Raw genomic sequence first — 24,259 nt, forward strand, 5'->3', positions numbered from 1 at the left:
TTTCAGCCCTAACTGATTGAAAATAAATAACTTATAAAATCCTCCAGCCTGACATCGTGCTGTCACGTCCAGGCGCTTTCCTGACTGCCCAACACCACCCGGCTCAACGGCATTGCCCGTCGTTGGCCATGGTCACTTTTATGCGCCAGGAGGAAACGACATGAAGCCAGCCATCGCTGTCGTCGATATACACAGGACGTTCAAGGTTCACACGGAGTTCTATGCCAACCCCAGCGCGCGCAAGACCATCATCCTGATCAACGGCTCGCTGGCCACCACCGCCGCCTTTGCGCAAACCATCAAATACCTGCAACCACAGTTCAATGTGGTGCTTTACGATCAGCCCTACGCCGGCCAGTCCAAGCCGCACAACAGCCACAGCCGGCCCATCAGCAAGGAAGATGAAACCGCCATATTGCTGGAGCTGATTGAACAGTTTCAGGTCGACTACCTGCTGTCGTTCTCCTGGGGTGGCGTAGCCGCCATGCTCGCTCTGGCGCAGCGCCCGGCGCGTATCGAAAAGGCAGTGATCACCTCCTTCTCGCCGCTGCTTAACGCGCCGATGCTCGACTACCTGGAAAAAGGTATGACCTACCTACAGGCCATCGACGGTGAGAATGTCGGCCAACTGGTCAACAGCACCATCGGCAAGTACCTGCCCTCACTGTTCAAACGCTACAACCAGCGCCATATCAGCAGCCTCGACAACCACGAATACCTGCAGATGCACGCACACATAAACCAGGTGGTACACATGGACAACCACTGCCAGATGGACTGCCTGGCGGCCATCGACATACCGCTGCTGTTTATCAACGGCGAGCACGACGAATACACTTCGCCAGATGACGTGCGCTTGTTTGCCGAGTACCTGAGTGACTGCCAGTTCGCCACCATCGACAACGCCGGGCACTTTCTCGATATGGAGCACAAAAAGGCCTGGCTGCAGAGTCAGGCGGTGATGCTGGGCTTCCTGCAGGCCCCGGCACGCACCAACTCTAGCTACCGCCCGCAGCACGACCAGCACCACGCGATCGCCGTATGACGCGCCGGCAAGCCGCAAGCCTGCAGCGCCTATCCACAGATAGCCGCGCTGCAGGCTTCATTTCGGCCAAGACTTCCGGTATAAAGGCACCCGCTGCGGGTGTCGTATAATGGTAATACCCTAGCTTCCCAAGCTAGAGCCGTGGGTTCGATTCCCATCACCCGCTCCAAATCGCAGTTTCTAAAGCCCTGATTTCTCTACAGATTTCGGGGCTTTTTGCTTTCTGGCCTAAGTCGGTGTCGAAAAAGTGTCGAAGATGGGATTGCGGCGCAAAGCGTCCTGCAGGTGATCCGGGGCCAGATGTGCATAGCGCATGGTCATGGTGACCGAGGAGTGGCCAAGCACCTTCTGCAGGGTGAGGATGTTGCCGCCCGTAATGACGAAGTGACTGGCGAAGGTGTGTCGAAGCACATGGGTTGCCTGACCTGCAGGTAACTTGATCGAGGTCGATTCCAGGACGCGGCTGAAATGCCGGATACAGTTCGGAAACGGGCCATGGGCCTTGAAGTAATCCAGCAACGCCCTTTCAAGGTCTGAATGAATCGGGATAGTGCGAGTCCGCCGCGACTTGGTATTGGCGAAGGTCACAGCGCCGTTTTTCACACGTTCAGGCGCAAGCCCTTGAGCCTCACCCCAGCGCGCACCAGTAGCGAGACAGACGCGACTAATCAGCGCCAAGTGTTCGCAGTTCGGGTACGTGTCGAAAGTCTGCAGCAGCTCGGTTACCTGGGCCTGAGAAAGGAACGATAGCGGGCGTTCCTGCAGGCGAAGCGGGCGAACCTTGGCCAATGGGTTTGGGTAGTCAATATCGCCAAGCCGATAGAGTTCGTTGAACAGCGACTTGAGGTAGCCGAGTCGATTGTTCAGGGTCTTGCCGTGAATACCGTCCGCAAGATGCTGGCCACGAAGTCTGCAGAACTGATCAGCAGTGAACTTGACCGCTATAGGGTCGCCCAGCTCGCGCACCAGCTTTTCCAATACCTGTTTAAGCCTCACCGAATCCGCCAGGGTATGGCCGTGTAGATCGTAATAGCGCTGGGCCAATTCGGAGAGCTTGCGGCGATCCTTTGGCTTGGGTGCCCACTCCGGCGTTTCTATTACCTTGGCCTTGCAGGTTGCTTCAAAGCGCGACGCCTCACCTTTGGTTTTGAAGGTCTTGCGGAAACGCTTACCCTTGATCGGCTCTACATCGACCTTCCAGCGCCCGTCAGGCTGTTGATGAATCGCCATTACACAGCCCTGCCCCACCGAACATGACGTTCTTCAAGAATGCCCTTGATGTGCTTATACAAGGCATCTTCATCCATGCCCTTGGCGGCATAGTGGTCGCGAATTACTGGCCAGCAGTCCCAATCCTTGAGGGTGTGAAATGCTCGTCTAGCGCCCACTCGCTCCCGTGCCAGCAGGCTTACGAAGTTTCCCAGGAAGAGTTCCACGTTCTTACCTGAGAAGCCGCGCGAGGTTTTGTAATACCGCTTGTAATCGGTGTCATCCAGCAGCGAATCAACGGGAAGGTCTACCCGCACGTCATCACGAATAAGCGTCCAGATTGGCTCGTAGTAGCCAGGACGGCTCAACAACTTGAATTGACGCAGGCCATAGCGCCACAGGCCGTCTAGGTGGGCTGCAAAGCCCTCAAAAGATGACGTATCGATAATCTGACCGGTGTGCAGATCGACGGAGCCGCTCGCAAACTGCTGAATGATGGAATGGTGATAGCGCAGCTCTACCCGCCAAACATCCTGGGCTGGGTTGTAGTTGTCGGGGTCTTGATCGTCGAAACTGTCGCGACGCTTCCAAACGCTTTCCCAATAGTCGAGTTTGTCAGTCGCTCGGGCTTGCTCGGTTTTGTTGTAGATGCAGAGTTGAACGCCACTGGCCGAACCGAACATGAAGGTTTCACCGCGCCCATAGGTGCTGGATTTGGTCGTCCAGTTGATTTCATTGATGCCCGAAATGTCGCGATGGGTGCGAGCCTTACAGTGCATGCGGGCCACCAAATCGGCGGGAGGCGTCCAGCCCTGGAGGTCTAGGGCCAAGTGCACAGCACACTGATTGATTTCAACGTGACTCAGTACCTGAGCGGCGTAGAAATCTAACCGGGCCTGCAGACGCTCAGGTGACAGGCTGTCGATTGCATGGGGTGACACTTCGATTTTCAGGTGTGGGCCGATGTTTTCCAGCTTGGCGTTGAAGTTCTTAACCAAGAGGATGATGCCCAGATCAGCGTTTTGCAGCTTGTATTGATACCCGGAGTCACGCCCTACCCTGCCTGCATGCCAACGGTGACCCGCGAAGTCGACCAAAACACCAGGGTTGTCGAATAGCGCCATGATTTCCGGGCGGATCATGCCCCGGTACAACTGGCGCACGGTATCGACGCCACAGCGGAGCAGGCGAACGCCAGACAGGTTAGTAAACGAGTGATGGCCCGGATCGATAAAAAGACGTCCACGCTTGTCTTCTTCTGCCGTGATTGCGTTCAGTCTCATATGGTCTTTAACGATTGCCATTTGGTCACCTATTGCGGATTAATGCGGAAGTTAATTTCTTGTTATCTGACGTGTTACAGGGACGTCAGCGCACCGGCGCGAGCCTCGCTCGCGCCGTCGTTCTGAACCGAGCCACTCCTGCGCTCGCGAGTACGCGCCTCACCGCTGTCGCGCGCTCGCGCGCCTCGTGCCTCGGCGTGCGAACGTGAGCCAGCGGTGACGCATGGTTCTCTCTCAATCAGGGTTGTAGGGTCTGTTCCTGGGCTTGGCTTTTGCGCTTGGCAGGCTTGTTCCAGGGTGATGGGGAACAATTGCGGGCGACTATCGGGCGGCAGGTTGGCAAACCACAGGAAGGCGCTGAGCAACACCAGAAACAGCATGTGCAGGCAGTCAGCGAAGCGCAGCGGTGCGGGCTGGGAGAAGCACACCAAGGGCCCTGCCCTTGTCATCCCGCTCTTGCCGCCGAGGGCTCGGGAGCATGGGGTGGTGAAGCTACCCCACACTCCCGTTGTCAGGCTGTTCATAGGCACACCGCGTCAAGGGTGCGCTGCGCCCGTGCTTCCGTTCGACGGAACGGTGGAGCTGTTCCGACGAGCCGGGAGCGCGGCCCCTGACACGGCCAAAGAAGAGGGTCGGGTCATACGGCCCAGTACGCTGCCGGAACTCTGCCGGTCGCGGTGCCGTATCGCCCGAAGGGTGCGGATTTCATGGAAGAACACCCGCTCCGGGTAAGGGTCGGACGTGCCGTAGTAAACCGCCATAAAGCATGAATGGTCGCAGACACCTTCCATGGGCAGGACTACGCCAACGATGTGCATCAGCTGCCACATGGGTTCCGGCTCACCGTCCCAGCGCAATTCCATAAGCGCGGTTTGGCCGATGTAGCTGACAGCCGTGGCGGCATCCAGGGAGATTGGGCTAGGCATGGCTGCGGCCCTCAATCTGATCGGCTATCCGAATGGAAAGAATGTCGTTAAAGGGCACTTCGGACGGCGTGCGGCCATCGGGGGTAACGTTCATGGCCATGAAGTAGGGGAAGTCCCATACACCGTCCTTGGTCAGCACAAGGCCAACGATGTGCATGGAGCACCAGTAAGGCGGCTCGTCTTCATCCATGATGAGTTCCAGCTGCACGGCTTGGCCCACATAGGCCATAGCGGTGGCGGTATCGAACTGGACTGGCGGCTTACGCATGGCTGTAGTCCCCCGCTTTGAACTCGGTTTTACCCTTGAGCAGATCCGCACGCAGGCGGGCGAGGTTGACCATGCGGAAGTCGGCCAGCCGCATGCTGGGCACGGTGCCGTTGTCCACCCAGTCGATGGCCTCTTCAATGGATATACCGCTCATTTCGGCGAAGGTCTTCACGCTGCACAGGTCCAGGCTGTCGTCGGCCTTGCTCATAGCTTTTTCTCCTGCAGAGGCTGTTCCTTGGCGAAGCTGGCTTCCAGGCGCACGACCATTTCAGCGTTCATCGAACGGCGTGAAGCCTGTGCGGCTTGTTCGATCTGCAGGCGCAGTGCAGCAGGCACGCGCAGCTTGAATTGCGGGTCTGTTCGGCTCATCTGCCTTACTCCTCATCCAGCAGCTGCTGCACCAGCCGCACGACGTTAACCATGGTGCGTTTGCCGACCTTCTTTGAAGGCAGGTAGCCGCGTTCCACCCAGGTGCGAACAACGATTGGCTCATCGCCCATACCGATCCACTCGGCGAACTTTGGCCAAGGCATAAGGGGCGGTGCGCCGTGCAGCTTTTGAGGGTCGAGACCTTCCGTATCCATCCGCTTTACTCCACTATGTCCGGCAATACCCAGAATTAGCACTGCAATAATTGCAGTGCATTAAGTGAAATGCACTATGCCCCCACGATGGGGCTCACTGCAATAGTTGCAGTGCACTTTATTTAGATCGATATGGAATCAATACAAGCTAGAGCTAGGCTGCTTATAGATAAGGCAGGGTTTGAGAAGCTGATCAGGGAAAGCCAGATCGGCTTGGTGCGTTGGCAAACAGTCCGCTACAAAGCGATAAGGATGAGCACGGAGGAAATTGAAGAGCTGGTGAAGCTATTTCCTCAATACACCATGTGGCTCGCAAGCGGCCAGATCGCACCAGAAGTCGGGCAAACCAGCCCTGAATATGACGAAGCCAACCGAAACTTGAGCCAACCCAACGCGGGATAGCGATCACCAAAGAAGCAGCTAGGCGCTGGTACGCCCGTAAGACTTGACTAAGCAGAGGAGCGTCATGGCAGATGCTTGATTTTGGCTCAGGTTTCCCTAGAATGAGGGCATGTCAGCGACTAGGAGTAGCTCCAGTCAACAGTCTGACCTCTAGGCGCCTTTATCCTTTTTACGTTTGTACCGCTCTTCTTAATGCAAGCCATAAGAAGAGCGGTACGAATAGTAAAAAATCTCCTCGGTACCTAGCAGCATTCTTCAGCTTCCAGCTGCACTCCAGGCAATACCTAAATTCCCGACTCCTAGCCCTCATTGTTTCGCATGCTGCGGTAACATCTGCTATTCCTCATCGTCATGACCTCACGCCAATTGATAGCTAGAGCAATTGGCTAGCCCTAGGTAAAGACCTCTATGAACAAAAAGAAACTAGAAGTCCTGTTTGAGGCCATGTATCACGGAAAATACAGCTTCAAAGACTTCGCTGAAAGCGACATAAGTACTGAATATACACAATTCAAAGTAAAAGAACGCACGATATACAGAACAACAAAAAAACTTAAAACATTTCACTCCTTCATTAGTTTATTCATACTTGAATACCTAAACATCAACCCAAGAGTCGTCTACTCATATAGAAAAGGCTTCAACTCCCTTGACGCAGTATCCAAACACGCTCAAAGCAAATATTTCTTTCAAACAGATATTGAGCATTTCTTTGAAAACTTAACCACGCCGTTAATACGAAAAACCATATTAAACAACTCTGAAAACAGCCCTGTACTAGACATAGAAAACTATGTTGAAAGAATAGTAGAGCTCACCACACTGAATAATTCTCTGCCACTGGGATTCTCCTCATCACCAGCAATGAGCAATGCCTGCCTGTATGATTTTGACAACGAATTAGAGAAACACTGCATACAGAACGAGCTAATTTACACGCGATACTCAGACGACATAATTATATCAAGCCAAAATCAAGAAAAAATAGAGCCCATTGAAAGCACAATCGAGTTAATTTTAAACAAATACCACAACGGGCAACTAAATTTAAACAAACAAAAAAGCAAACACACACGAAAAGGAAATAAAGTAAAACTTCTGGGGCTAGCCATACTACCAAACGGAAAAGTAACTATTGATATAAAAATAAAGAACGAGATCGAAGTATTACTTTTCCATTATGTAAACAACAGAGACAAATTCCTTGACCATGAAAAAATAAAACAAGACATGACCAAAGGTGTTGACTTGCTCTTCGGATATTTAAACTACGTAAGCACAATAGATAAAGATTACCTAGAAAAACTCAGAAAGAAATTTGGCGCGACCGTAATAGATATGTTCTTACACAGAACGAAAAAGAAAGAGGATCGCCATGCAAATAACTTTTGAAATCAGGGATGTCCAACATGTCGAATCATTAACTCTTTCTTTGAATCTTTCAGAACACAAGATATCTTGTATCGTAGGAAAAAACGGAGTCGGCAAAACAACCCTTATCAAAGCAATAAAAAACTTCTCACTTGCGGACACTTTCAAAAAAACCTCCGCCGACTCAATTTTTCATAAAAACAGCAACATAACATACAAAGTCAACGAAGAAATCTATAGCTTTGAGTACATTGAAAACATAAGCAGCCTTAACTGCAAAAAAAATATCCCAGACGAAATCAAAGAAAACATAGACGTAGAACTTCCACTACCTCACGGCCAACGCTTCAACTTCTTCCAAACAATAAGCAATGTTGACGACGACATAAGGCGCGCCGTTGTTTTAGAACAATACTCCAAACCAGACGACCTGATTTCGTTTTTAAGCGAAATATATGATAGCGACAAATTCAACAACATAAGAGCCATCAAAGTCAAAAGCAGCGAATACTACTGCATAGTACTACCAGAAAATAAATACATACGCGAAGACTACCTGAGTTCTGGCGAATATTTACTAATAAGTCTATATAGAAAAATAAAAAGTCGTCGGAAACTTATCGTAATAGATGAGATAGATATTTCCCTAGACGCAGCAGCCCAGGTAAGACTAATACGTTGGCTAAGGGCATGCTGTACAGAGTTCCAGATAAATGTCCTATTTACATCTCACTCCTTAGCTATGATAAGGATGCTTGATGATGGCGAGCTGTATTACATGCAGGTGAATGATGCAACAACAGAAATCAAAGAAGTCTCATATAACTATATAAAAAGCGTAATGTTTGGCTTTAACGGGTATGACAAATACATATTAACCGAAGATATAACACTAAGAGACTTCCTGCAGCACATAATTGCAAAATACTGCCCAAACACATTTTACAAGTACCACATAATACACACTGGCACAGCAACTAGTGTCGCCGACTTATTACAACGTAACATCACTGAAGAGTTTTTATCGATAGAAAAAAATGTAATCGCTGTCATGGACGGAGACATGCGAAACGAGGAAATAGGCAGCCGCCTCAATACGTATTGCATACCTATAGATAGTGTCGAAAAGGCGCTGCATGATCTTCACGAGAATGGCGGAGTACATCCAAGAATTACAGGGCATATTCCGCGCAAAGAGCATAAAAGAGTATTCAAAGATTTATTAATTAGAAATCTCATGAGCAAAAGTGAAATATTTGAACTTCTTTGTAATACCTACAGTGAAGACATCGAAGCCTTCGCAGTGAATCTAAGGAATTTCCTCTATCCCGTGAGGCTATAAGATGTCGAAAAAGTGTCGAAATCACAGCGAAGAAAAGCGGATTTATGCGGGTGTGTATTAGCTAGAGCTCAGGAATAGCAAGGCTTTGCGGGATAACGCAGACAGAAAAAGAGGGTTCGATTCCCATCACCCGCTCCAAATCGCAGTTTTTAAAGCCCTGATTTCTCTACAGATTTCGGGGCTTTTTGCTTACTAGTTCAAGCGCGCGCTGTCCGGCGGAAATAGCAGGCTAAAGCGCGTACCCGCCGCAGTGCTGTCAACGCTGACCTGCCCACCATGAGCCTGCATGATCGAACGTACGATAGCCAAGCCAAGGCCACCTGAGTCATCAGGCTGATTGCGTGAAGGGTCACAGCGGTAAAAGCGTTCAAACAAACGCGGCAGGTGTTCGGCGGCAATCGGTTCGCCGCAGTTATGCACGCTGATCTCGCACGCACCCTCACGTATAGCGCTGCTGATGGTCACCACACTGTCTGCGCGGCCATAACGCAATGCATTGGCAAGCAGGTTGGCCAGTGCGCGCCGTAACAAATGCGGATCAACGATCAGTGTGCCGTTGGCCTGGTTGATCAGCTCAATGCCGCACTCCTGAGCCATCCCCTCGAAGTACTCACAAAGCTGCGCAACCAGCTCGTGCAGCTCGAGCATTTCACGGTTGATCGTGGCATTCGCCTGCTCGGTACGCGCCAGAAACAGCATGCTGTCGATCATCCTCGCCAGGCGCTCATATTCTTCAAGGTTGGACACCAGCAAGTTCTGGTATTCATCAACCGAGCGTTTACGTGCAAGGGTTTGCTGCGCGTGCCCCATCAGATTACCCAGTGGGGTACGCATCTCATGGGCCAAGTCTTCGGAAAAGCGCGAAAGCTGGGCAAAGCCATCCTCCAGACGAGCGAGCATCTGGTTGAGGGCATGGCTGAGCGCTTGTAGCTCACTCACATCGTTAAACTCCTCCAGGCGCAAATACAGATGCTGCACGTCAATCGCGGCGGCGCGCATCGCCAACTGGCGCACCGGACGCAGACCCCGCTGGCTGACCAGCCATCCGAGCCCGAATGCCAGCACAGCCCCAATAATCAAGGCCAGCCAGAGTTTTAGGCGATAGGCGGCGAGCATCTGCTCACGCTCGCCCAGCAACTTACCGGCAATCAGAGTAAGGCGACGATCACCACGGTTTACATCCAGCCAAGCCAAACGTAACGACTCGCTGCTTGCACTATCACCCAGGGTTGCTTGCGGGGCTGGCCGTACTTCTGGCAGCGGCAATAGCGCCGGGTTGATCTCGATCAGCCGCTGCCCTGCGTCATCGATAATCCACAACAGGCTATCGCGATTGCCCAGCATGTTTTCATAGAGCTGCGGCCTGCTGCGCAGGGCGTCGATGCTCTTGCTGTCATCAAGCAAGGCTTGCATGCGCTCGAGTCTTCCGAGCAGGGCTTGGTCATCGCGCCAGGCGATTTCGCGCTGCAGTGATTGGTACAGGTAAAAGCCAATCGAGCCCAATATCAACGCACTGACCAGCGCGAACATCAGCGCCAGACGCACACTCAGCGTGCGTGGCCAGAGCCTCATGCCTGCACCTCAAGCATGTAACCCATGCCGCGCACGGTATGAATCAACTTCAGCGGATAAGGGTCGTCGACCTTGGCACGCAGGCGGCGGATGGCAACATCGACCACATTGGTATCGCTGTCGAAATTCATCTGCCACACCTGCGAGGCAATCAGCGTACGCGACAACACCTCGCCTTCGCGGCTGAGCAGCAGGTGCAGCAGGGCAAACTCCTTATTGGTCAGGGTAAGGCGTTCGCCATTGCGTATGACCTTGCGCCGCAGCAGGTCCAGATGCAGATCTGCGACCTGAAACTGCTCGACTTCACGCGGCGGACCACGGCGTAACAAGGTGCGCACGCGGGCCAGTAGCTCGGCATAAGAAAAAGGTTTGACCAGGTAATCATCGGCGCCCAGCTCCAAGCCTTTGACTCGATCCTCAACTGCATCGCGTGCCGTCAGAAACAGCACAGGGGTTTGCCATTTACGCCGAATGATCTGCAACAGCTGCCAGCCATCCAGGCCGGGCAACATGACGTCAAGGATAATCAGATCGAATTCGTGCTCCTGCACCAGGTGCTGGCCATCCAGGCCGTTGAGGGCAATTTCGACCCGATAGCCTGACTCGCTCAAGCCTTTGTTCAAGTAATCCGCCGTTTTTACTTCGTCTTCGACTACCAGAATTCGCATCTTTTCCTCCAGCACAGGCGCATAGCCTAGGCCGTTCTGTGCGGCACTCCCATTACAAATTGGTAATCCAGGCGCAATCGGTTTGACGGCGGCAGCCGGGCAGTATGGCCAGCAATCGCTCAGCTGAGCCTAACCCTGGAGAACGGCATGCTTATCCGTAACGCCACCCTGTCATTACTCGCACTGGCCATGAGTGCATCCGCCGCATGGGCCACTAATTCACAAGTTGCCCAACGCCAGGACATCACCCTGGCGCTGGCCAATGACCTGCTCAGCGCCACGCTGGCTGCGTGCCATGCCGATGGCCGCACTGGCGTTGCCGCCGTAGTCGACCGCGGCGGCAACCTGGTTGCTGTTCAGCGTGATGACAATGTCGGCCCGCACAACACCCTGGCGGCGCAGCGTAAGGCCTTTACTGCGCTGTCGACCAAAACCGCGACACGCCTGCTGGCCGAACGTGCCCGCAACAACCCGGACGCCGAGAACCTCAACACCCTCGATGAGCTGCTACTGCTCGGCGGCGGCGTGCCCTTGAAGGTTGGCGATCAGGTCATCGGTGCCATCGGCGTGGCTGGCGCCGGCGGTGCTGAAATTGATGAAGGCTGCGCGCTGAAAGCCATGGCCAAGTTTTACCTACCACTCACTGATTAGGAGTCACACCATGAAACTGTTGAAAACCTTGTTTGCCGGCGCCGTACTCAGCGGCCTTTCTTCCCTGGCCCTGGCAGCAGGCAACCCGCTGAGCGTGCACGTGCTGAACCTGCAAGACGGCCTGCCTTCGCCTGAAGTTAGCGTGACCCTGGAAAAACAGGACGGAAAAAGCTGGAACATGCTCAACACCGGCACAACCAACGAGCAAGGCCGTATCACCGCCTTGTTCCCGGAAAACAAAGCGCTGGAGAAAGGTACCTACCGCGTCACCTTCAAGACTGGCGAGTGGTTCAAAAAGCACGCCACTGCAAGCTTCTTCCCGGAAGTACCGGTGATTTTTGAAGTCGACGGCACCGTGCCGCACTACCACATTCCGTTGCTGCTCAGCCCGTACGGCTTCTCCACCTACCGCGGTAACTAAGCCGCCAGAGGCCGGCTAATGCACCGCGCAGTCATCGGCGCATTAGCTTAGAGCGAATAAAAAATGCCCGCATTGCGCGGGCATTTTCTGTTGGCGACAGAACCTACTTGGATCGATGCAGGTTAGACCACACCCTGTGCCAGCATGGCATCGGCGACTTTGACGAAGCCGGCGATGTTGGCGCCTTTGACATAGTTGACCCGGCCGTTCTCTTCGCCATAGCGCACGCAGGCACTGTGAATGTTTTGCATGATGCTGTGCAGGCGTTCGTCCACTTCACCGGCAGTCCAGTTCAGGCGCATGGCGTTCTGGCTCATTTCCAGGCCACTGGTGGCCACGCCGCCAGCATTCGAGGCCTTGCCGGGGGCAAAGCAGATGCCGGCGTCGATAAACAGGTCCACTGCTTCCAGGGTCGACGGCATGTTTGCCCCTTCGGCCACGCAGAAGCAGCCGTTGCTCAGCAGAGCCTTGGCATCCTCGGCATCCAGTTCATTCTGCGTGGCGCATGGCAGAGCAATGTCACAAGGCAGGTGCCAAGGGCGCTGGCCAGCGAGGAAGTTCAGCTTGAAGTGCGCGGCCATTTCGCTGAGGCGGCCACGGCGCACGTTCTTCAGCTCCATCAGGTGCTGCCACTGCTCCTCAGTCAGGCCATCAGGGGTGTGCAGGGTGCCCTCGGAGTCCGACAGGGAAATCACCATGCCGCCCAGTTCCATGACTTTCTGCGCCGCGTACTGAGCGACGTTACCGGAGCCGGAAATGGCTACGCGCTGCCCTTCTACGCCACGATTGATGCGTTTGAGCATTTCCTGAGCGAAATACACACAGCCGTAGCCGGTCGCTTCCGGGCGGATCAGGCTACCACCGTAAGTGATGCCCTTACCGGTCAGCACCGAAGTGAACTGATTGGCCAGACGCTTGTATTGACCAAACATATAGCCGATCTCGCGACCACCCACGCCGATATCACCCGCCGGCACATCCAGGTCGGCGCCGATATGACGATACAGCTCGCTCATAAAGGCCTGACAGAAGCGCATCACCTCGTTGTCACTCTTGCCTTTCGGGTCGAAATCCGAGCCACCCTTGCCGCCGCCCATGGGCAGCGAGGTCAGCGAATTCTTGAACACCTGCTCGAAGGCCAGAAACTTCAGCACGCCGAGGTTGACCGACGGATGGAAGCGCAGCCCCCCTTTGTAGGGGCCAATGGCACTGCTCATCTGCACTCGATAGCCACGGTTGACCTGTACCCGCCCGGCGTCATCAACCCAGGACACACGAAACAACACCACCCGCTCGGGCTCGACCATACGCTCGACGATACCGGCTTGCAGGTAACGCGGGTTGGCCTCCAAAAATGGCCAGAGTGAGCGCAGCACCTCTTCCACCGCCTGATGAAACTCCGGCTGGTGAGGATCGCGCTGTTTCAGGCGGGAGAGGAAAAGCTCGACGGATTCGCTCATAGGGGTACCCCAACAGTGCCCATAGGCCGGGCAGATCGACTGAAAAGTGCGCCGCACTCTAGCAGCCGCAAAAGCACCGCAACAGAGCAAAATGTCGCTTATATGAATCTTTTTGGTGCAAACGAATAAATTGCCTGCTCTATTCAGGGCATTAAAGCGCACAAGCTATCGCACAAAAACAGGGCTTATCTGCACAAATTTAAAGCACAAACATTATGCGAGGTGCAGATACCAGTCCCGGCAAGCACGCATGGTGCGTAGTCGAGAACATGTTAGGCAGAGGTGAGATCAGTGCGGACAATGCAGGGAGATAGCTGTTACCCCCCAGGAAAGATGGCGTTCCCAACTGGATTCGAACCAGTATCTAGCCCTTAGGAGGGGCTTATTCTATCCATTGAACTATGGGAACCGAGGCTGGATAGACAGGCCACCAGCGGGCGGCATCTTAGCGAGACCTCACGCGTTTGTCATGCCGCTGCCATTATCTCGGCGCCATACTGCCAACTGACTGCCATAAGGAGAGGAGACCGCCATGCGCCCCGCTGCCTCGCATCATCTGCCGGATTCGCCTTTTGCCGATTTTCACCTGCGTGCGGTCAGCGTTAACGATGCTGCTGCCCTGGCGGCCTTACTGCAGCAGCTCGCGCCCGATGAGCCGCGTGCCGATGCCAAGCTGTTGGCGTTGCGCCTGAGCGAGCTGCCGGTGAGCCGTGTGGTGCTGGTAGCCGAGCGTGACGGCAAGTTGCTCGGCACCTGCACGATAAATCTGATCGAGCACCTGGCGCACAATTTTGCCCGTTCGGCGATTCTGGAAGATGTGGTGGTGGATACTGAGGCGCGCGGCCTGGGGATTGGCCAGGCGCTGATGGGTAAAGCCATTGAACGCGCCCGCACCTGGGGCTGTTACAAGGTGGCGCTGTCCAGCAGCCAGAGCCGTGAGGCCGCCCATGCGTTTTATGCCAATCTGGGCTTTAAGCCGCATGGCGTCAGCCTGGCGCTGATGCTGGACTAGAGGCTATCAACGACTTTGTAGGAGCGGGCCATGCCCGCGAATTGATGTCGACCTGAAAGTATCGCGGGCAAGCCCGCTCCTACAGGTTTTGTAAAACGTGTCAGTAGGGCGGGAAACAGCCGGGCTGTTTCTAACGACCGAACCGCTCTTCGGCTAATTGATCAGCGATCTCCACGGTAGTTTTGCTCGCCGCATCGGCGCGTTGGAATATCTGTTCCAGGGTCGCGCCGATACTTTCTATATGAGCCTTGAGCTGTGTGGTGCTACCACCACTGCGGCCGTAGTAAACATCGATAATCCCACCGGCATTGATCGCGTAATCCGGCGCGTAGAGGCATTCGTTGCAGCGCAGGGTTTCCGCCAGGCTGGCATCGACCAGTTGGTTGTTGGCGGCCCCGGCGATAATCGGCGCGCGCAGGGCTTCCAAGGTTTGCTGGTTGATAATGCCGCCCATGGCGCAGGGTGCGAACACATCGACATCCAGGCCGAAAATTGCCTGCTGACTAACGGCGGTTGCACCCAGCTGCTCGACCGCGCGACGCACATTGGCCTCGACGATATCGGTCACCCATAGCTCGGCCCCGGCGGCTTTCAGCTGGCGCGCCAGGTCGAAGCCCACCTGCCCTACCCCTTGGATCGCGACTTTCAAACCGTGCAGGTCATCGCGGCCCAGGCGGTGTTTGACCGCAGTCTGGATGCCGATAAACACCCCGTAAGCGGTGGACGGTGACGGGTCGCCATTGCGCGTGCCGCCAGCGAACGCTTCGCGCAGTTCGGCGCCGGATACGTGGCGCGTGCGCTCGGCCATGATCTGCATTTCCGCAACGCCGGTGCCGGAGTCAGCGGCGGTGATATAGCGGCCGCCGAGGCTGTCGACAAAATCGCCCATGGCCTGGAACAGCGCCGCGCTCTTGCCGGTATGCGGGTCGCCGATGATCACCGCCTTGCCACCACCCAGCGGCAGGTTGGCCAGGGCCGACTTGTAGGTCATGCCGCGCGACAGGCGCAGCACATCGCGCAGCGCTTCATCGTCATTAGCGTAATTCCACATGCGGCAACCGCCGAGGGCCGGGCCGAGGTTGCTGTTGTGAATGGCGATAATCGCCCGCAGGCCGCTGGCCTGGTCGTGGCCGTAGACCACCTGTTCGTGGTGGTCGAAATCAATATGGGAAAACACGGACATGGGAGTTCCTTGATGGTTCTTGTTGTAGGAGGTGAGCGACTGTAGGAGCCAGCTTGCTGGCTCCTACAGGGAGGTGGCTTATGCAGCTGGCTCGAACAGCTGCACCGCTGCGATCTCGCTGACGACCATGCGCGCCTTGAGCTGAGCGCTCTGCTCGCGCACCTTGGCCAGGCTGCGTTCCTTGACGTGGCCATAGCCGCGGATCTGCTCCGGTAGCTCAGCCAGGGCCAGGGCGGTGCGGTAGTTGTCGGCGTTGAGTTCCTTGAGCAGGTAGTCCAGGTTCTGCTCGTAGTCGTCGATCAACTGCAGCTCAAGCCGGCGCTCGGCGCTGTAGCCGAACAGGTCCAGCGGGGTGCCACGCAGGAACTTGAACTTGGCCAGCACACCGAAGGCCTTGAGCATCCAAGGGCCAAACTGACGCTTACGCGGCTCGCCGGTGCTGGCGTCCGGTTTGCTCAGCCAGGACGGTGCCAGGTGGAATTCCAGGCGGTAATCGCCAGTGAACTGCGCTTCCAGCTGACGGATAAAGCTGCCGTCGCTGTACAGCCGCGCCACTTCGTACTCGTCCTTGTAGGCCAGCAGTTTGAAGTAGTAGCGCGCCACGGCCTTGCTCAGGGCTTGGTCAGCGCTCTTGTCGACCTGCTGCACCCGCGCCACCTGCTCGCGGTAACGCTCGGCGTAGGCGGCATTCTGGTAGGCGGTCAGGCGCACCACGCGGTCAGCGATGATGTCTTCAAGAGTCTGGCAATGCGGCGCTTCGATCACATCTGGCTTGGCCAGACGTTCCACGGCGACCGCATCATGGGCAGCGCGACGGCCCCAGAGGAAGGCCTGCTGATTCAGTTGCACGGCCACGCCGTTAAGCTCGATGGCCTTGTTGATGGCTTCGGCGGACACCGGCACCAGGCCTTTCTGGTAGGCGAAGCCAAGCATAAACAGGTTGGTGGCGATGCTGTCGCCGAGCAGGCGGGTGGCCAGACGGCTGGCATCGACAAAGTGGGTTTTGCTCGCGCCCACCGCTTCGATCAGTGCCTCGCGCATGGCCTCGCCGGGCACCTGAGCATCGGGATTGCGGGTGAATTCGGCGGTGGCCGCTTCATGGCTGTTGACCACCGCATGGGCGATCTTGTCATTGAGTTTGGCCAGGGCCTCTTCACTGGCCGACACCACCAGATCGCAACCCAACAGTAGATCGGTTTCCCCGGCGGCAATGCGCACGGCGAAGATGTCGTCCTGCTTGGCGGCGACGCGGATATGGGTAATCACCGGGCCAAATTTCTGCGCCAGGCCAGCCTGATCGAGCACGCTGCAGCCCTTGCCTTCGATATGCGCAGCCATGCCGAGCAACGCGCCGACGGTGGTGACGCCGCTGCCGCCGACACCCGGCAGAAGGATATTCCAGGGACGATCCAGCGCCGGTTGTTTGGGTTCTGGCAAGGCAATAAACAGCGCGCCCAGGCCGACGGCCGTGGGTTTGCGCAGGCTGCCGCCGTGCACGGTGACAAAGCTTGGGCAGAAGCCTTCAACGCAGCTGAAATCCTTGTTGCAGGCGTTCTGGTCGATCTCACGCTTGCGGCCCAATTCGGTTTCCAGAGGCAATACGGACAGGCAGTTGGATTTCACACTGCAATCGCCACAGCCCTCACACACCGCCGAGTTGATAAAGGCACGCTTCTGCGGATCAACCAGCTTGCCGCGTTTGCGCCGGCGGCGCTTCTCGGTGGCGCAGGTCTGGTCATAGATGATCACCGAGCAGCCCTTGAACTCGCGCAGCTCGCGCTGCACGGCATTCAGATCGCGGCGATGGTGGAAGGTGACGATGGGCGCAAAGGTGGCGCGGGTTGGGTACTTCTCCGGCTCGTCGGTGACCAGGGCGATACGTTTCACCCCTTCGGCATACACCTGCTGGCTCAGTTGATCGACGCGCAGTTCACCGTCGATCGGCTGGCCGCCGGTCATGGCCACCGCATCGTTGTAGAGAATCTTGTAGGTGATATTCACCCCGGCGGCCACGGCCGCACGCAGGGCCAGCTGACCGGAATGGAAGTAGGTGCCGTCACCGAGGTTCTGGAAGATATGCGGGGTATCGGTAAACGGCGCCTGACCGATCCAGGTCGCGCCCTCGCCGCCCATCTGGGTAAAGGTGTCGGTGTTGCGGTCCATCCACTGGGTCATGTAGTGGCAACCGATACCGCCCTGGGCGCGGCTGCCTTCCGGCAGTTTGGTCGAGGTGTTGTGCGGGCAGCCGGAGCAGAAATGCGGGGTGCGCACGGTAGTGTGCTTGGGCGCAGCCAGCGATGCTTCCTTGGCGGCCAGAAAGGCCAGGCGCTCTTCAATCTGCGGGCTGCTGTAGATCGGCGCGAGGCGCTTGGCGATGGCGCGGGCGATCATCGCCGGGGTCAGTTCGGAGAGGTTCGGCAGCAGTGAATGGCCAGCCTCATCGAACTCGCCCACCACCACCGGGCGCTTGCCCACGGGCCAGTTATAGAGCTGCCCGGTGAGCTGGTCTTCGATGATGCTGCGTTTTTCCTCGACCACCAGAATCTCGTCCAGACCTTCGGCGAACTCATGCACCGAGACCGGTTCCAGCGGCCAGCTCATGCCGACCTTGAGTACGCGCAGGCCGACCTGGGCGCACAGCGCTTCGTCCAGACCAAGGTCATCCAGGGCTTGGCGCACGTCGAGATAGGACTTGCCGGTGGTAATAATGCCCAGACGCGGGTTGGGCGAATCGAGCTTGATCTGGTTGAGGTTGTTGGCCAGCGCAAAGGCGCGGGCGGCGTAGATCTTGTAGGTGTTGAGGCGCGCTTCCTGAGCCAGGGGCGGGTCCGGCCAGCGGATATACACGCCATCTTCCGGCAGCTGGAAGTCCTCGGGAATCTTCACCTGCATGCGCAGCGGGTCGACATCCACCACGGCAGAAGAGTCGACGTTCTCGGCGATGGTTTTCAGCGCCACCCAGCACCCACTGTAGCGCGACAGCTCCCAGCCGATGATGCCGTAGTCGAGAATTTCCTGAACGTTGGCCGGGTTGAGCACCGGGATCGAGGCGGCGATAAAGGCATGCTCGCTCTGGTTGGCAATGCTGGAGGATTTGCAGCCATGGTCGTCGCCGGCCAGCAACAACACGCCGCCATGCTCGGAAACGCCGGCCGAGTTGCCGTGCTTGAACACATCACCGCAGCGGTCCACACCCGGGCCCTTGCCGTACCACATGGCAAACACGCCGTCGTAGCGCGCGCCAGGGAACAGGCTGGTCTGCTGGCTGCCCCACACGGCAGTGGCGGCCAACTCTTCGTTGACCCCCGGTTGGAAGTGGATGTGATTGTCTTTGAGGTACTGCTTGGCGTCCCACAGGCTCTTGTCCAGATTGCCCAGGGGTGAGCCCCGGTAGCCGGAAATAAAGCAGGCGGTATTCAGGCCATGGGCGGCGTCACGCTGCTTCTGCAGCATGGGCAGGCGGGTCAGCGCCTGGGTGCCGGTCAGGTAGAGGTGACCGGTAGCAAGGCGGTACTTGTCATCCAGGCGGATCTCGGCCAGAGACATGGTGGTGCTCCTGTTATTTTTATCGAGAGCTGGGTTGGCAACGGTGAATGCCACCCTTGTTAAGCCTAGTGCGGGATCACCCCACAAGGCGTATGGCCAAGAATATGACTGAGCAGTACGGATATTTTCTTTCTATTTTCGGGATGAAAAGCCAATACTGCGCATGACCTTTCCAATAAATACAAGAATTCAGGAACAATCATGCAGGACTTGCTCAGCCCCATTGATCGGAAAATTCTCCGCCTGCTGCAGCACAACGCCGACCTCTCCGCCGCCGAGATCGCCGAAAAGGTGGAATTGTCACAATCGCCGTGCTGGCGGCGGATTCATCGCATGCAGGAAGACGGCATTATCGAGCGCAAGGTGGCCCTGCTCAGCCACAAGCAACTGGGCTTCAGCATCACCGTATTTGTCGATATCAAGTTGTCGGCGCACGGGCGCAGCAACCTGGAAGAATTCGAGCGCGCCGTGGTCGGGTACCCCGAAGTGCTGGAGTGTTTCACCATGGCCGGCGGCTCGGATTACCTGCTCAAGGTGGTGGCCAAGGACATCGCCAGCTACGAACGCTTTCTGCGCGACCACCTGCTGCAACGCCCGCATGTGCACGAAGCGCACTCGCATATCGCGATGAGCGAGGTGAAACGCACCACTGAGTTGCCGCTGGATTGAAAATGGCTTGAACATTGTGGGAGCGGCCGGGCGGCGCTCCGCTTTAGCCGCGACAGCTCTTAAAGGCTACAGCTTGTCGCGGCTAAAGCCCCTCCCACACACCCAACCTACACAGCCTCCGCACGCGGCTGGCGCAGGGTGCGTTCCGACTGCGCTTTGCCCGCCCACCACAATGCCAGCGGGCCGAGCAGCAATAGCAGGCCCATCAGGGCAAATGCCGCCCACCAGCCGAGCAGGCTCTTGTCGCCCAGCACATCCAGGCTGATGCCAAACAGCAGCGGGCCGAGGAAGGCGCCGCTAAAGCCGGTGCAGGAATACAGGGCCATGGCCGTGCCACGGTGGCTGGCGGGCGCGACTTCGATCAACCCAGCTGTCAGCGATGACGAATCGGCGGTGACGGCGATGCTGTAGAGCAGCACCAGCACCAGCATCAGCCAGAACGGCAAGGCCGCACTCAGGCCAATCAACAACGCCAGCACGGTTGAGCAGAGCATCACCGCGATCAACCAGCGCTGCCGACCGAAACGCAGCGCCAACTCGTTGCCGAAGATGCTCGCGGGCATGCCGATCAGGGTCACCAGCATCGCCACCCAGGTGCCCGACAGCCAGGGATCGCTGCCCTGCAGCTGCCCGGAAAACACCACAAAAGCCACCACCCAGGCACGCAGGGCAAACAGCTCAAGGTTATGCACCGCATAGGCCAGACAGTAAGCCGCCACTGCGCGACTCTTTAATGGGGCCAGGTCCAGCAGTTTGCGCGGCGCATGCTGCACCAGCGCTTTTGGCTGCAAGCCCCAATAGACCATGGCCCAGGCCAGCAAGGCGCAGACGCCACTGAGCAGCGTCGGCAACTGCCAGCTGCCGAACTTGGCCAGCTCGCCGGCGAGAATAAATGACAACGCCGTGCCCAAGCCGAAGCTCGCGGTATAGAACGCAACCGCGCGCGACTGCGCCGGCCCTTCAATCCGCTCGGACAGCGCCTTGAGCCCCGGCATGTAAGTGCCGGCTAGGCCGACGCCCGCCAGCACGCGCCAAGCCAGCGCCGACCAGAAACCATCGGCAAAGATAAAGCCCGCATTGGCCACCGCCGTCAGCAGCATCGCCGCCAGGTAGATCAGCCGCGCGTCGTATTTATCCGTCAGCCCGGTGAGGATTGGCACTGCAACCATATAGCCGAGAAAGAAGCCGCCACCGATCCAGCCCGCCTGCGTGTTGCTCAACCCCCACAACGCTTGAAAGTCGGGCAGCAAGGCGGCAAACAGGGCAAAGCCCGCCATGCCCAGGGTTTCCGCGCCGCACAGCAGCAGAGTGGTGCGGCGGGCGTTAGTCATAACACCCGCCCGTCAAAAGCCAGGCTTACGCCAGCCGGCAAGGCACCGGGGTTATCCAGCAACCAGGCATCAAAGCTGTGCCCGATATGGGTCAGCACGGTTTCTCTGGGCCGCAGCTGCTCGACCACTTCCAGTGCGCGGGTCAGGTCGTTGTGGTTGCGCGGGGCGATGGGTTGCGGTGCGGTGGAGCAGTCCAGCACCAGCAGATCCAGCGGCTGCTGGCGCAGCACCTCGGCGCTGGCGTCGGGCACGCCGAGGGTGTCTGTCAGATAGGCAATACGCCGCTGTTCGCCACTCGCCGCCAAGCCTTGCAGCAGATAGCCAAAGGTCGGTTTCGAGTGATTAAGCGGCAGCGCCGTGACGCCCAACTCACCCAGTTGCCGCCGCTCGAAGGCGGCAAACGGCTGGCTGAAATCGAGAATACCGGGGTGCTTGTACAGGTCGGCCAGGCCTTCTGGATCATCCGGGCCATGCACCGGAATAATCAGCCCCTGCCCCCAGCGCAGGTGCAGCAAGCCCTGTGCGTGATCAGCGTGGTAATGGGTTTGCAGAATCCCGCTCAGGCTATGGGGCGGGAAGCGCTCGCACAGATCGGTCAGCCCCGAGTCGATCAGCCAGCGCTGCGCGCCACATTCTATCAGCGCGCAACAGGGGCCACGGCGCCGCGCGGAGTACACCCGTGCGCTGTCGCAGGCCGCGCAGCTGCAGTTGTACACCGGCACCTGACGGGCATCGCCGGTGCCGAGCAGGGTCAGGCGCATGCGCGGGCATCGCTAAGCAGTTGCAGCAGCTGGGTGACGGTCTGGTCGAGCGGGCCGGAGTTATCCAAAACAATGGTGCTCTCAACTGGTGCTGCCGTGGGAGGGGCTTCAGCCGCGACCGTCGCCGCTAAAGCGCCTCCCACAGACGCAACTCCTGCAGCCCGAGGGATGGCTGATACAAAGTAGCGGCTGCGCGCCAGGCGTGCCTCGATCTGCTCGGCGCTTTCCCGGCCGCGCGCTTGCAGGCGCTGGCGTAGGGCTGCTTCATCCACCTGCAGCAGGATCGCCAGCAGTTCGGGATAACGCTCGCGGGCCTGGGGCAGATAGCCGCGCGAACCATTCACCAGCACATCCTGCCCCGCCGCCAGCCAGTCGTCGATCTGCCGGGGAATGCCGTAAGCCAAGCCATTGGCGCGCCAGCTCAGGGCAAAGGCGCCAGCGGCTTCCTGCTGGTCGAACTCGGCCGGCGACACGCCGATGGCGTCCTCGCCCACCGCTTCCGCCGAGCGGGTGATGACCCGCCGGGCGATCACACAACCCCGTTCGGCCAGGCGCTCGCGCGCGGCATTCAGCAGGCTGTCCTTGCCCGAGCCCGAAGGCCCCATCAGATAGATCAACCGGCCACTCATCAGAACACCCTTTTCGCTTGTCGCCAGACTTGCTGGATCACCGCCTGGCCCCCGTGCACCTGCGCCTGCACCAGGTCAGCACGCAGGCCAACGCGGATTTCGCCACGATCATGCAGCCCCGCCGCCTGTGCCGGCACGCGGCTGACAGTGGCAATCGCGCGCGGCAGATCATAGCCGTTGTCCTGCCCGGCCAGCAGCAAAGCGGCATGCAACAGGCTCGCTGGGTAGTAGTCGCTGGAGAGGATATCCAGCACTCCCTGCTGAGCCAGTTCGGCGGCGGCGATATTGCCGGAATGCGAACCGCCGCGCACGATATTCGGCGCGCCCATCAGCACCTTCAGGCCCAGCTCGTGGCTGGCCTTGGCGGCTTCCAGGGTGGTGGGGAATTCGGCAATGGACATGCCGAAGCCGGCCGACTCCTGCACATGTGCCAGGGTGGCGTCATCGTGACTGGCCACGGAAATACCACGGACTTGGCAATCGGCAACAATGCTGCGGCGCTGACGGTCGCTGTACTGCCGTGAGTTACCCACCTGCTCGACGATAAAGGCCTCCATCTCCGCTTCGCTGAGGTGGTACTTGCCCATGTAGTACTCGCGGTATTTGTCTTCCTTGGCGAACTGGCGCTGGCCTGGTGCGTGATCCATCACCGAGACCAGCTGTACCAGCGGGTGCTCGACCAGATCGCGGAATACCGCCAGGGTCTCGGGGTGACAAACCTCGCAACGCAGGTGCAGGCGGTGATCGGTGCGCAAATGCCCGGCCGCTGCCGCCGAAGCAATCGCTTCGAGCATCGCCGGCAGCTGCTGCATGCGTTTGCCGCGCGGGTTGACGTCGCCAATCGCCAGGGCATCGAACACCGTGGTGATACCCGCCGAGGCAATCTGCGCATCATGGGTCAGCACCGCCGAGGCCGAGGGCCAATCCACTCCCGGCCGGGGGCTCATGTATTTTTCCAGGTTGTCGGTGTGCAGCTCGACCAGGCCGGGCAGCAGGTAATCACCGTTCAAATTCTGCGCCTGAGGCAAACCGCTGACGCCCTCTTCTACCTGGGCAATCAGGCCGTCGCGCAGCACCAGGGTGCCGACAAACTCCTGCTCGGCGGTGACGATCCGCGCGTTGGTAAGAATCTGTTCAACCGGCATATACGTACTCCTGCTGCGCCGCAGCGCTCATGTCCTGGCTCATATCAAGAAAACGATCGGCCACCGCCTCACGGGCGGCGCGGTCGTGGAAGATGCCGATCAGCGCGCTACCGGCGGCCTTGGCTTCATCGATCAGTTCCAGCACCACCTGGCGGTTGGCGTCGTCCAGGGAGGCAGTGGGTTCATCCAGCAGCATCAGCGGCCAGGCGACCATAAAGCCGCGGGCAATATTCACCCGCTGCTGCTCGCCGCCGGAGAAGGTGCCGGGGGCCAGCTGCCACAGGGCTTGGGGGATATTCAGACGGCTGAGCAGGCTTTTCGCCCGCGCTTCGGCATCGGCGCGGCGAAGGCCACGGGCCAGGGCCGGTTCCATCACCACATCCAGGGTCGACACACGGGGAATCACCCGCAGAAACTGGCTGACATAGCCCAGGGTCTGCCGGCGTACCGCCAGCACCTGGCGCGGTTCGGCGCCGACCAGCTCAACCCAAGCGCCGTTGTGCAACACGCGAATGCTGCCACCCGCGGCCAGGTAGTTGCCGTACAGGGTGCGCAGCAAGGTCGACTTGCCAGCACCGGATTGCCCGTGCAGCACCAGGCACTCGCCGGCGCGCACGCTGAAATGCAGCCCGCTCAATACATTCAGCACCACGCCGTGCTGCTGATGCAGGGTGAAGGTCTTGCTGAGGCCGGAGACCTCGATAAGCGTATTCATGATTAACACTCTCTGCGCTTGTGGGAGGGGCTTTAGCCGCGATAACGCTGATCGCGGCTAAAGCCC

26 protein-coding genes and 2 tRNA genes are annotated in these 24,259 nt (G+C 57.8%); 9 read left to right on the forward strand and 19 right to left on the reverse strand.

What is annotated here, in order from left to right; translation table 11 throughout:
* Window positions 1-160 precede the first annotated feature (160 nt).
* Window positions 161-1,045, forward strand: a complete 885-nt coding sequence (locus ACOCLD_RS16225) for an alpha/beta fold hydrolase (RefSeq protein ID WP_422909903.1) — start codon at window positions 161-163, stop codon at window positions 1,043-1,045.
* Window positions 1,046-1,140: 95 nt separating this feature from the next.
* Window positions 1,141-1,214, forward strand: a tRNA-Gly gene (locus ACOCLD_RS16230).
* A gap of 59 nt (window positions 1,215-1,273) precedes the next feature.
* Here ACOCLD_RS16230 and ACOCLD_RS16235 read toward each other — a convergent pair.
* From ACOCLD_RS16235 to ACOCLD_RS16270, 8 genes are all read right to left on the reverse strand, one after another.
* Window positions 1,274-2,275, reverse strand: coding sequence for a phage integrase (locus ACOCLD_RS16235; protein ID WP_422909904.1), 1,002 nt, complete (start codon window positions 2,273-2,275; stop codon window positions 1,274-1,276).
* Complete coding sequence (locus tag ACOCLD_RS16240) at window positions 2,275-3,558, reverse strand: hypothetical protein (protein WP_422909905.1); 1,284 nt, start codon at window positions 3,556-3,558, stop codon at window positions 2,275-2,277. Before ACOCLD_RS16240 ends, ACOCLD_RS16235 begins: the two co-directional genes overlap by 1 nt.
* A gap of 53 nt (window positions 3,559-3,611) precedes the next feature.
* Window positions 3,612-3,965, reverse strand: a complete 354-nt coding sequence (locus ACOCLD_RS16245; protein ID WP_422909906.1) for a hypothetical protein — start codon at window positions 3,963-3,965, stop codon at window positions 3,612-3,614.
* A 108-nt stretch (window positions 3,966-4,073) separates the two neighbouring features.
* Window positions 4,074-4,463: a hypothetical protein gene (locus ACOCLD_RS16250; RefSeq protein WP_422909907.1), complete on the reverse strand. Its 390-nt coding sequence runs from the start codon at window positions 4,461-4,463 to the stop codon at window positions 4,074-4,076.
* Window positions 4,456-4,731, reverse strand: coding sequence for a hypothetical protein (locus ACOCLD_RS16255; RefSeq protein WP_422909908.1), 276 nt, complete (start codon window positions 4,729-4,731; stop codon window positions 4,456-4,458). Before ACOCLD_RS16255 ends, ACOCLD_RS16250 begins: the two co-directional genes overlap by 8 nt.
* Window positions 4,724-4,939 carry a hypothetical protein gene (locus tag ACOCLD_RS16260; RefSeq protein ID WP_304871083.1) on the reverse strand — a complete coding sequence of 72 codons (216 nt, stop codon included), beginning with the start codon at window positions 4,937-4,939 and terminating at the stop codon, window positions 4,724-4,726. The genes ACOCLD_RS16255 and ACOCLD_RS16260 overlap by 8 nt, the downstream gene beginning before the upstream one ends.
* Window positions 4,936-5,100, reverse strand: coding sequence for an Arc family DNA-binding protein (locus tag ACOCLD_RS16265; protein WP_422909909.1), 165 nt, complete (start codon window positions 5,098-5,100; stop codon window positions 4,936-4,938). The genes ACOCLD_RS16260 and ACOCLD_RS16265 overlap by 4 nt, the downstream gene beginning before the upstream one ends.
* A gap of 5 nt (window positions 5,101-5,105) precedes the next feature.
* Window positions 5,106-5,315, reverse strand: a complete 210-nt coding sequence (locus ACOCLD_RS16270) for a hypothetical protein (RefSeq protein WP_090255323.1) — start codon at window positions 5,313-5,315, stop codon at window positions 5,106-5,108.
* 132 nt (window positions 5,316-5,447) lie between these two features.
* Between ACOCLD_RS16270 and ACOCLD_RS16275 the strand changes: the two genes are divergently transcribed.
* The 3 genes from ACOCLD_RS16275 to ACOCLD_RS16285 all read left to right on the forward strand — a co-directional run bounded on the left by ACOCLD_RS16275 (window position 5,448) and on the right by ACOCLD_RS16285 (window position 8,430).
* Complete coding sequence (locus ACOCLD_RS16275; RefSeq protein WP_241693780.1) at window positions 5,448-5,717, forward strand: hypothetical protein; 270 nt, start codon at window positions 5,448-5,450, stop codon at window positions 5,715-5,717.
* A 408-nt stretch (window positions 5,718-6,125) separates the two neighbouring features.
* The gene (locus ACOCLD_RS16280) at window positions 6,126-7,109 is read left to right on the forward strand and encodes a reverse transcriptase domain-containing protein (RefSeq protein WP_422909910.1); all 984 of its coding nucleotides are present in this window, start codon (window positions 6,126-6,128) and stop codon (window positions 7,107-7,109) included.
* On the forward strand, window positions 7,093-8,430 hold the full coding sequence (locus tag ACOCLD_RS16285; RefSeq protein ID WP_422909911.1) for an ATP-dependent nuclease: 1,338 nt from the start codon (window positions 7,093-7,095) through the stop codon (window positions 8,428-8,430). Before ACOCLD_RS16280 ends, ACOCLD_RS16285 begins: the two co-directional genes overlap by 17 nt.
* A gap of 192 nt (window positions 8,431-8,622) precedes the next feature.
* Here ACOCLD_RS16285 and ACOCLD_RS16290 read toward each other — a convergent pair whose 3' ends face one another.
* Both ACOCLD_RS16290 and ACOCLD_RS16295 read right to left on the reverse strand, forming a co-directional pair.
* Complete coding sequence (locus ACOCLD_RS16290; protein ID WP_422909912.1) at window positions 8,623-10,002, reverse strand: heavy metal sensor histidine kinase; 1,380 nt, start codon at window positions 10,000-10,002, stop codon at window positions 8,623-8,625.
* Window positions 9,999-10,670 (reverse strand): heavy metal response regulator transcription factor, encoded by a 672-nt coding sequence (locus ACOCLD_RS16295; protein WP_422909913.1) that lies wholly within the window; start codon window positions 10,668-10,670, stop codon window positions 9,999-10,001. Before ACOCLD_RS16295 ends, ACOCLD_RS16290 begins: the two co-directional genes overlap by 4 nt.
* Before the next feature lie 147 nt (window positions 10,671-10,817).
* Here ACOCLD_RS16295 and ACOCLD_RS16300 point away from each other — a divergent pair, with 147 nt between their 5' ends.
* Together ACOCLD_RS16300 and uraH are read left to right on the forward strand one after the other, a co-directional pair.
* On the forward strand, window positions 10,818-11,321 hold the full coding sequence (locus tag ACOCLD_RS16300) for a GlcG/HbpS family heme-binding protein (RefSeq protein WP_422909914.1): 504 nt from the start codon (window positions 10,818-10,820) through the stop codon (window positions 11,319-11,321).
* Window positions 11,322-11,331: 10 nt separating this feature from the next.
* Window positions 11,332-11,742 carry a hydroxyisourate hydrolase gene (uraH, locus tag ACOCLD_RS16305; protein ID WP_422909915.1) on the forward strand — a complete coding sequence of 137 codons (411 nt, stop codon included), beginning with the start codon at window positions 11,332-11,334 and terminating at the stop codon, window positions 11,740-11,742.
* A gap of 122 nt (window positions 11,743-11,864) precedes the next feature.
* Here the strand turns inward: uraH and gdhA are convergent, their stop codons facing one another.
* Both gdhA and ACOCLD_RS16315 read right to left on the reverse strand, forming a co-directional pair.
* Window positions 11,865-13,202, reverse strand: a complete 1,338-nt coding sequence (gene gdhA / locus ACOCLD_RS16310; protein ID WP_422909916.1) for an NADP-specific glutamate dehydrogenase — start codon at window positions 13,200-13,202, stop codon at window positions 11,865-11,867.
* 334 nt (window positions 13,203-13,536) lie between these two features.
* Window positions 13,537-13,611 (reverse strand) — tRNA-Arg (locus tag ACOCLD_RS16315).
* A gap of 123 nt (window positions 13,612-13,734) precedes the next feature.
* Here ACOCLD_RS16315 and ACOCLD_RS16320 point away from each other — a divergent pair.
* Window positions 13,735-14,214 carry a GNAT family N-acetyltransferase gene (locus ACOCLD_RS16320; RefSeq protein WP_422909917.1) on the forward strand — a complete coding sequence of 160 codons (480 nt, stop codon included), beginning with the start codon at window positions 13,735-13,737 and terminating at the stop codon, window positions 14,212-14,214.
* A gap of 130 nt (window positions 14,215-14,344) precedes the next feature.
* Here the strand turns inward: ACOCLD_RS16320 and ACOCLD_RS16325 are convergent, their stop codons facing one another.
* Both ACOCLD_RS16325 and ACOCLD_RS16330 read right to left on the reverse strand, forming a co-directional pair.
* On the reverse strand, window positions 14,345-15,397 hold the full coding sequence (locus tag ACOCLD_RS16325) for a Leu/Phe/Val dehydrogenase (RefSeq protein WP_422909918.1): 1,053 nt from the start codon (window positions 15,395-15,397) through the stop codon (window positions 14,345-14,347).
* A 78-nt stretch (window positions 15,398-15,475) separates the two neighbouring features.
* On the reverse strand, window positions 15,476-18,943 hold the full coding sequence (locus ACOCLD_RS16330) for an indolepyruvate ferredoxin oxidoreductase family protein (protein ID WP_422909919.1): 3,468 nt from the start codon (window positions 18,941-18,943) through the stop codon (window positions 15,476-15,478).
* A 201-nt stretch (window positions 18,944-19,144) separates the two neighbouring features.
* On the opposite strand from ACOCLD_RS16330, the gene ACOCLD_RS16335 reads away from it, so the two are divergent.
* Complete coding sequence (locus ACOCLD_RS16335; protein ID WP_160088079.1) at window positions 19,145-19,612, forward strand: Lrp/AsnC family transcriptional regulator; 468 nt, start codon at window positions 19,145-19,147, stop codon at window positions 19,610-19,612.
* Between the two features lie 107 nt (window positions 19,613-19,719).
* Here the strand turns inward: ACOCLD_RS16335 and ACOCLD_RS16340 are convergent, their stop codons facing one another.
* From ACOCLD_RS16340 to phnL, 5 genes are read right to left on the reverse strand one after another with little or no spacing between them, the layout of a single operon-like run.
* A complete protein-coding gene (locus ACOCLD_RS16340) occupies window positions 19,720-20,943 on the reverse strand; it encodes an MFS transporter (RefSeq protein WP_422909920.1) in 1,224 nt (407 codons plus the stop codon).
* Entirely contained in the window at window positions 20,940-21,704 is a 765-nt protein-coding gene (phnP, locus tag ACOCLD_RS16345) for a phosphonate metabolism protein PhnP (RefSeq protein ID WP_422909921.1), read from the reverse strand. The genes ACOCLD_RS16340 and phnP overlap by 4 nt, the downstream gene beginning before the upstream one ends.
* The gene (gene phnN, locus ACOCLD_RS16350) at window positions 21,695-22,333 is read right to left on the reverse strand and encodes a phosphonate metabolism protein/1,5-bisphosphokinase (PRPP-forming) PhnN (protein ID WP_422909922.1); all 639 of its coding nucleotides are present in this window, start codon (window positions 22,331-22,333) and stop codon (window positions 21,695-21,697) included. The genes phnP and phnN overlap by 10 nt, the downstream gene beginning before the upstream one ends.
* Window positions 22,333-23,478, reverse strand: a complete 1,146-nt coding sequence (locus ACOCLD_RS16355; RefSeq protein WP_422909923.1) for an alpha-D-ribose 1-methylphosphonate 5-triphosphate diphosphatase — start codon at window positions 23,476-23,478, stop codon at window positions 22,333-22,335. Before ACOCLD_RS16355 ends, phnN begins: the two co-directional genes overlap by 1 nt.
* Window positions 23,468-24,193 (reverse strand): phosphonate C-P lyase system protein PhnL, encoded by a 726-nt coding sequence (phnL, locus tag ACOCLD_RS16360; RefSeq protein WP_422909924.1) that lies wholly within the window; start codon window positions 24,191-24,193, stop codon window positions 23,468-23,470. The genes ACOCLD_RS16355 and phnL overlap by 11 nt, the downstream gene beginning before the upstream one ends.
* Between the last annotated feature and the right edge of the window lie 66 nt (window positions 24,194-24,259).

Source organism: Pseudomonas cimarronensis (genome assembly GCF_049331905.1).
GTDB lineage: Bacteria > Pseudomonadota > Gammaproteobacteria > Pseudomonadales > Pseudomonadaceae > Aquipseudomonas.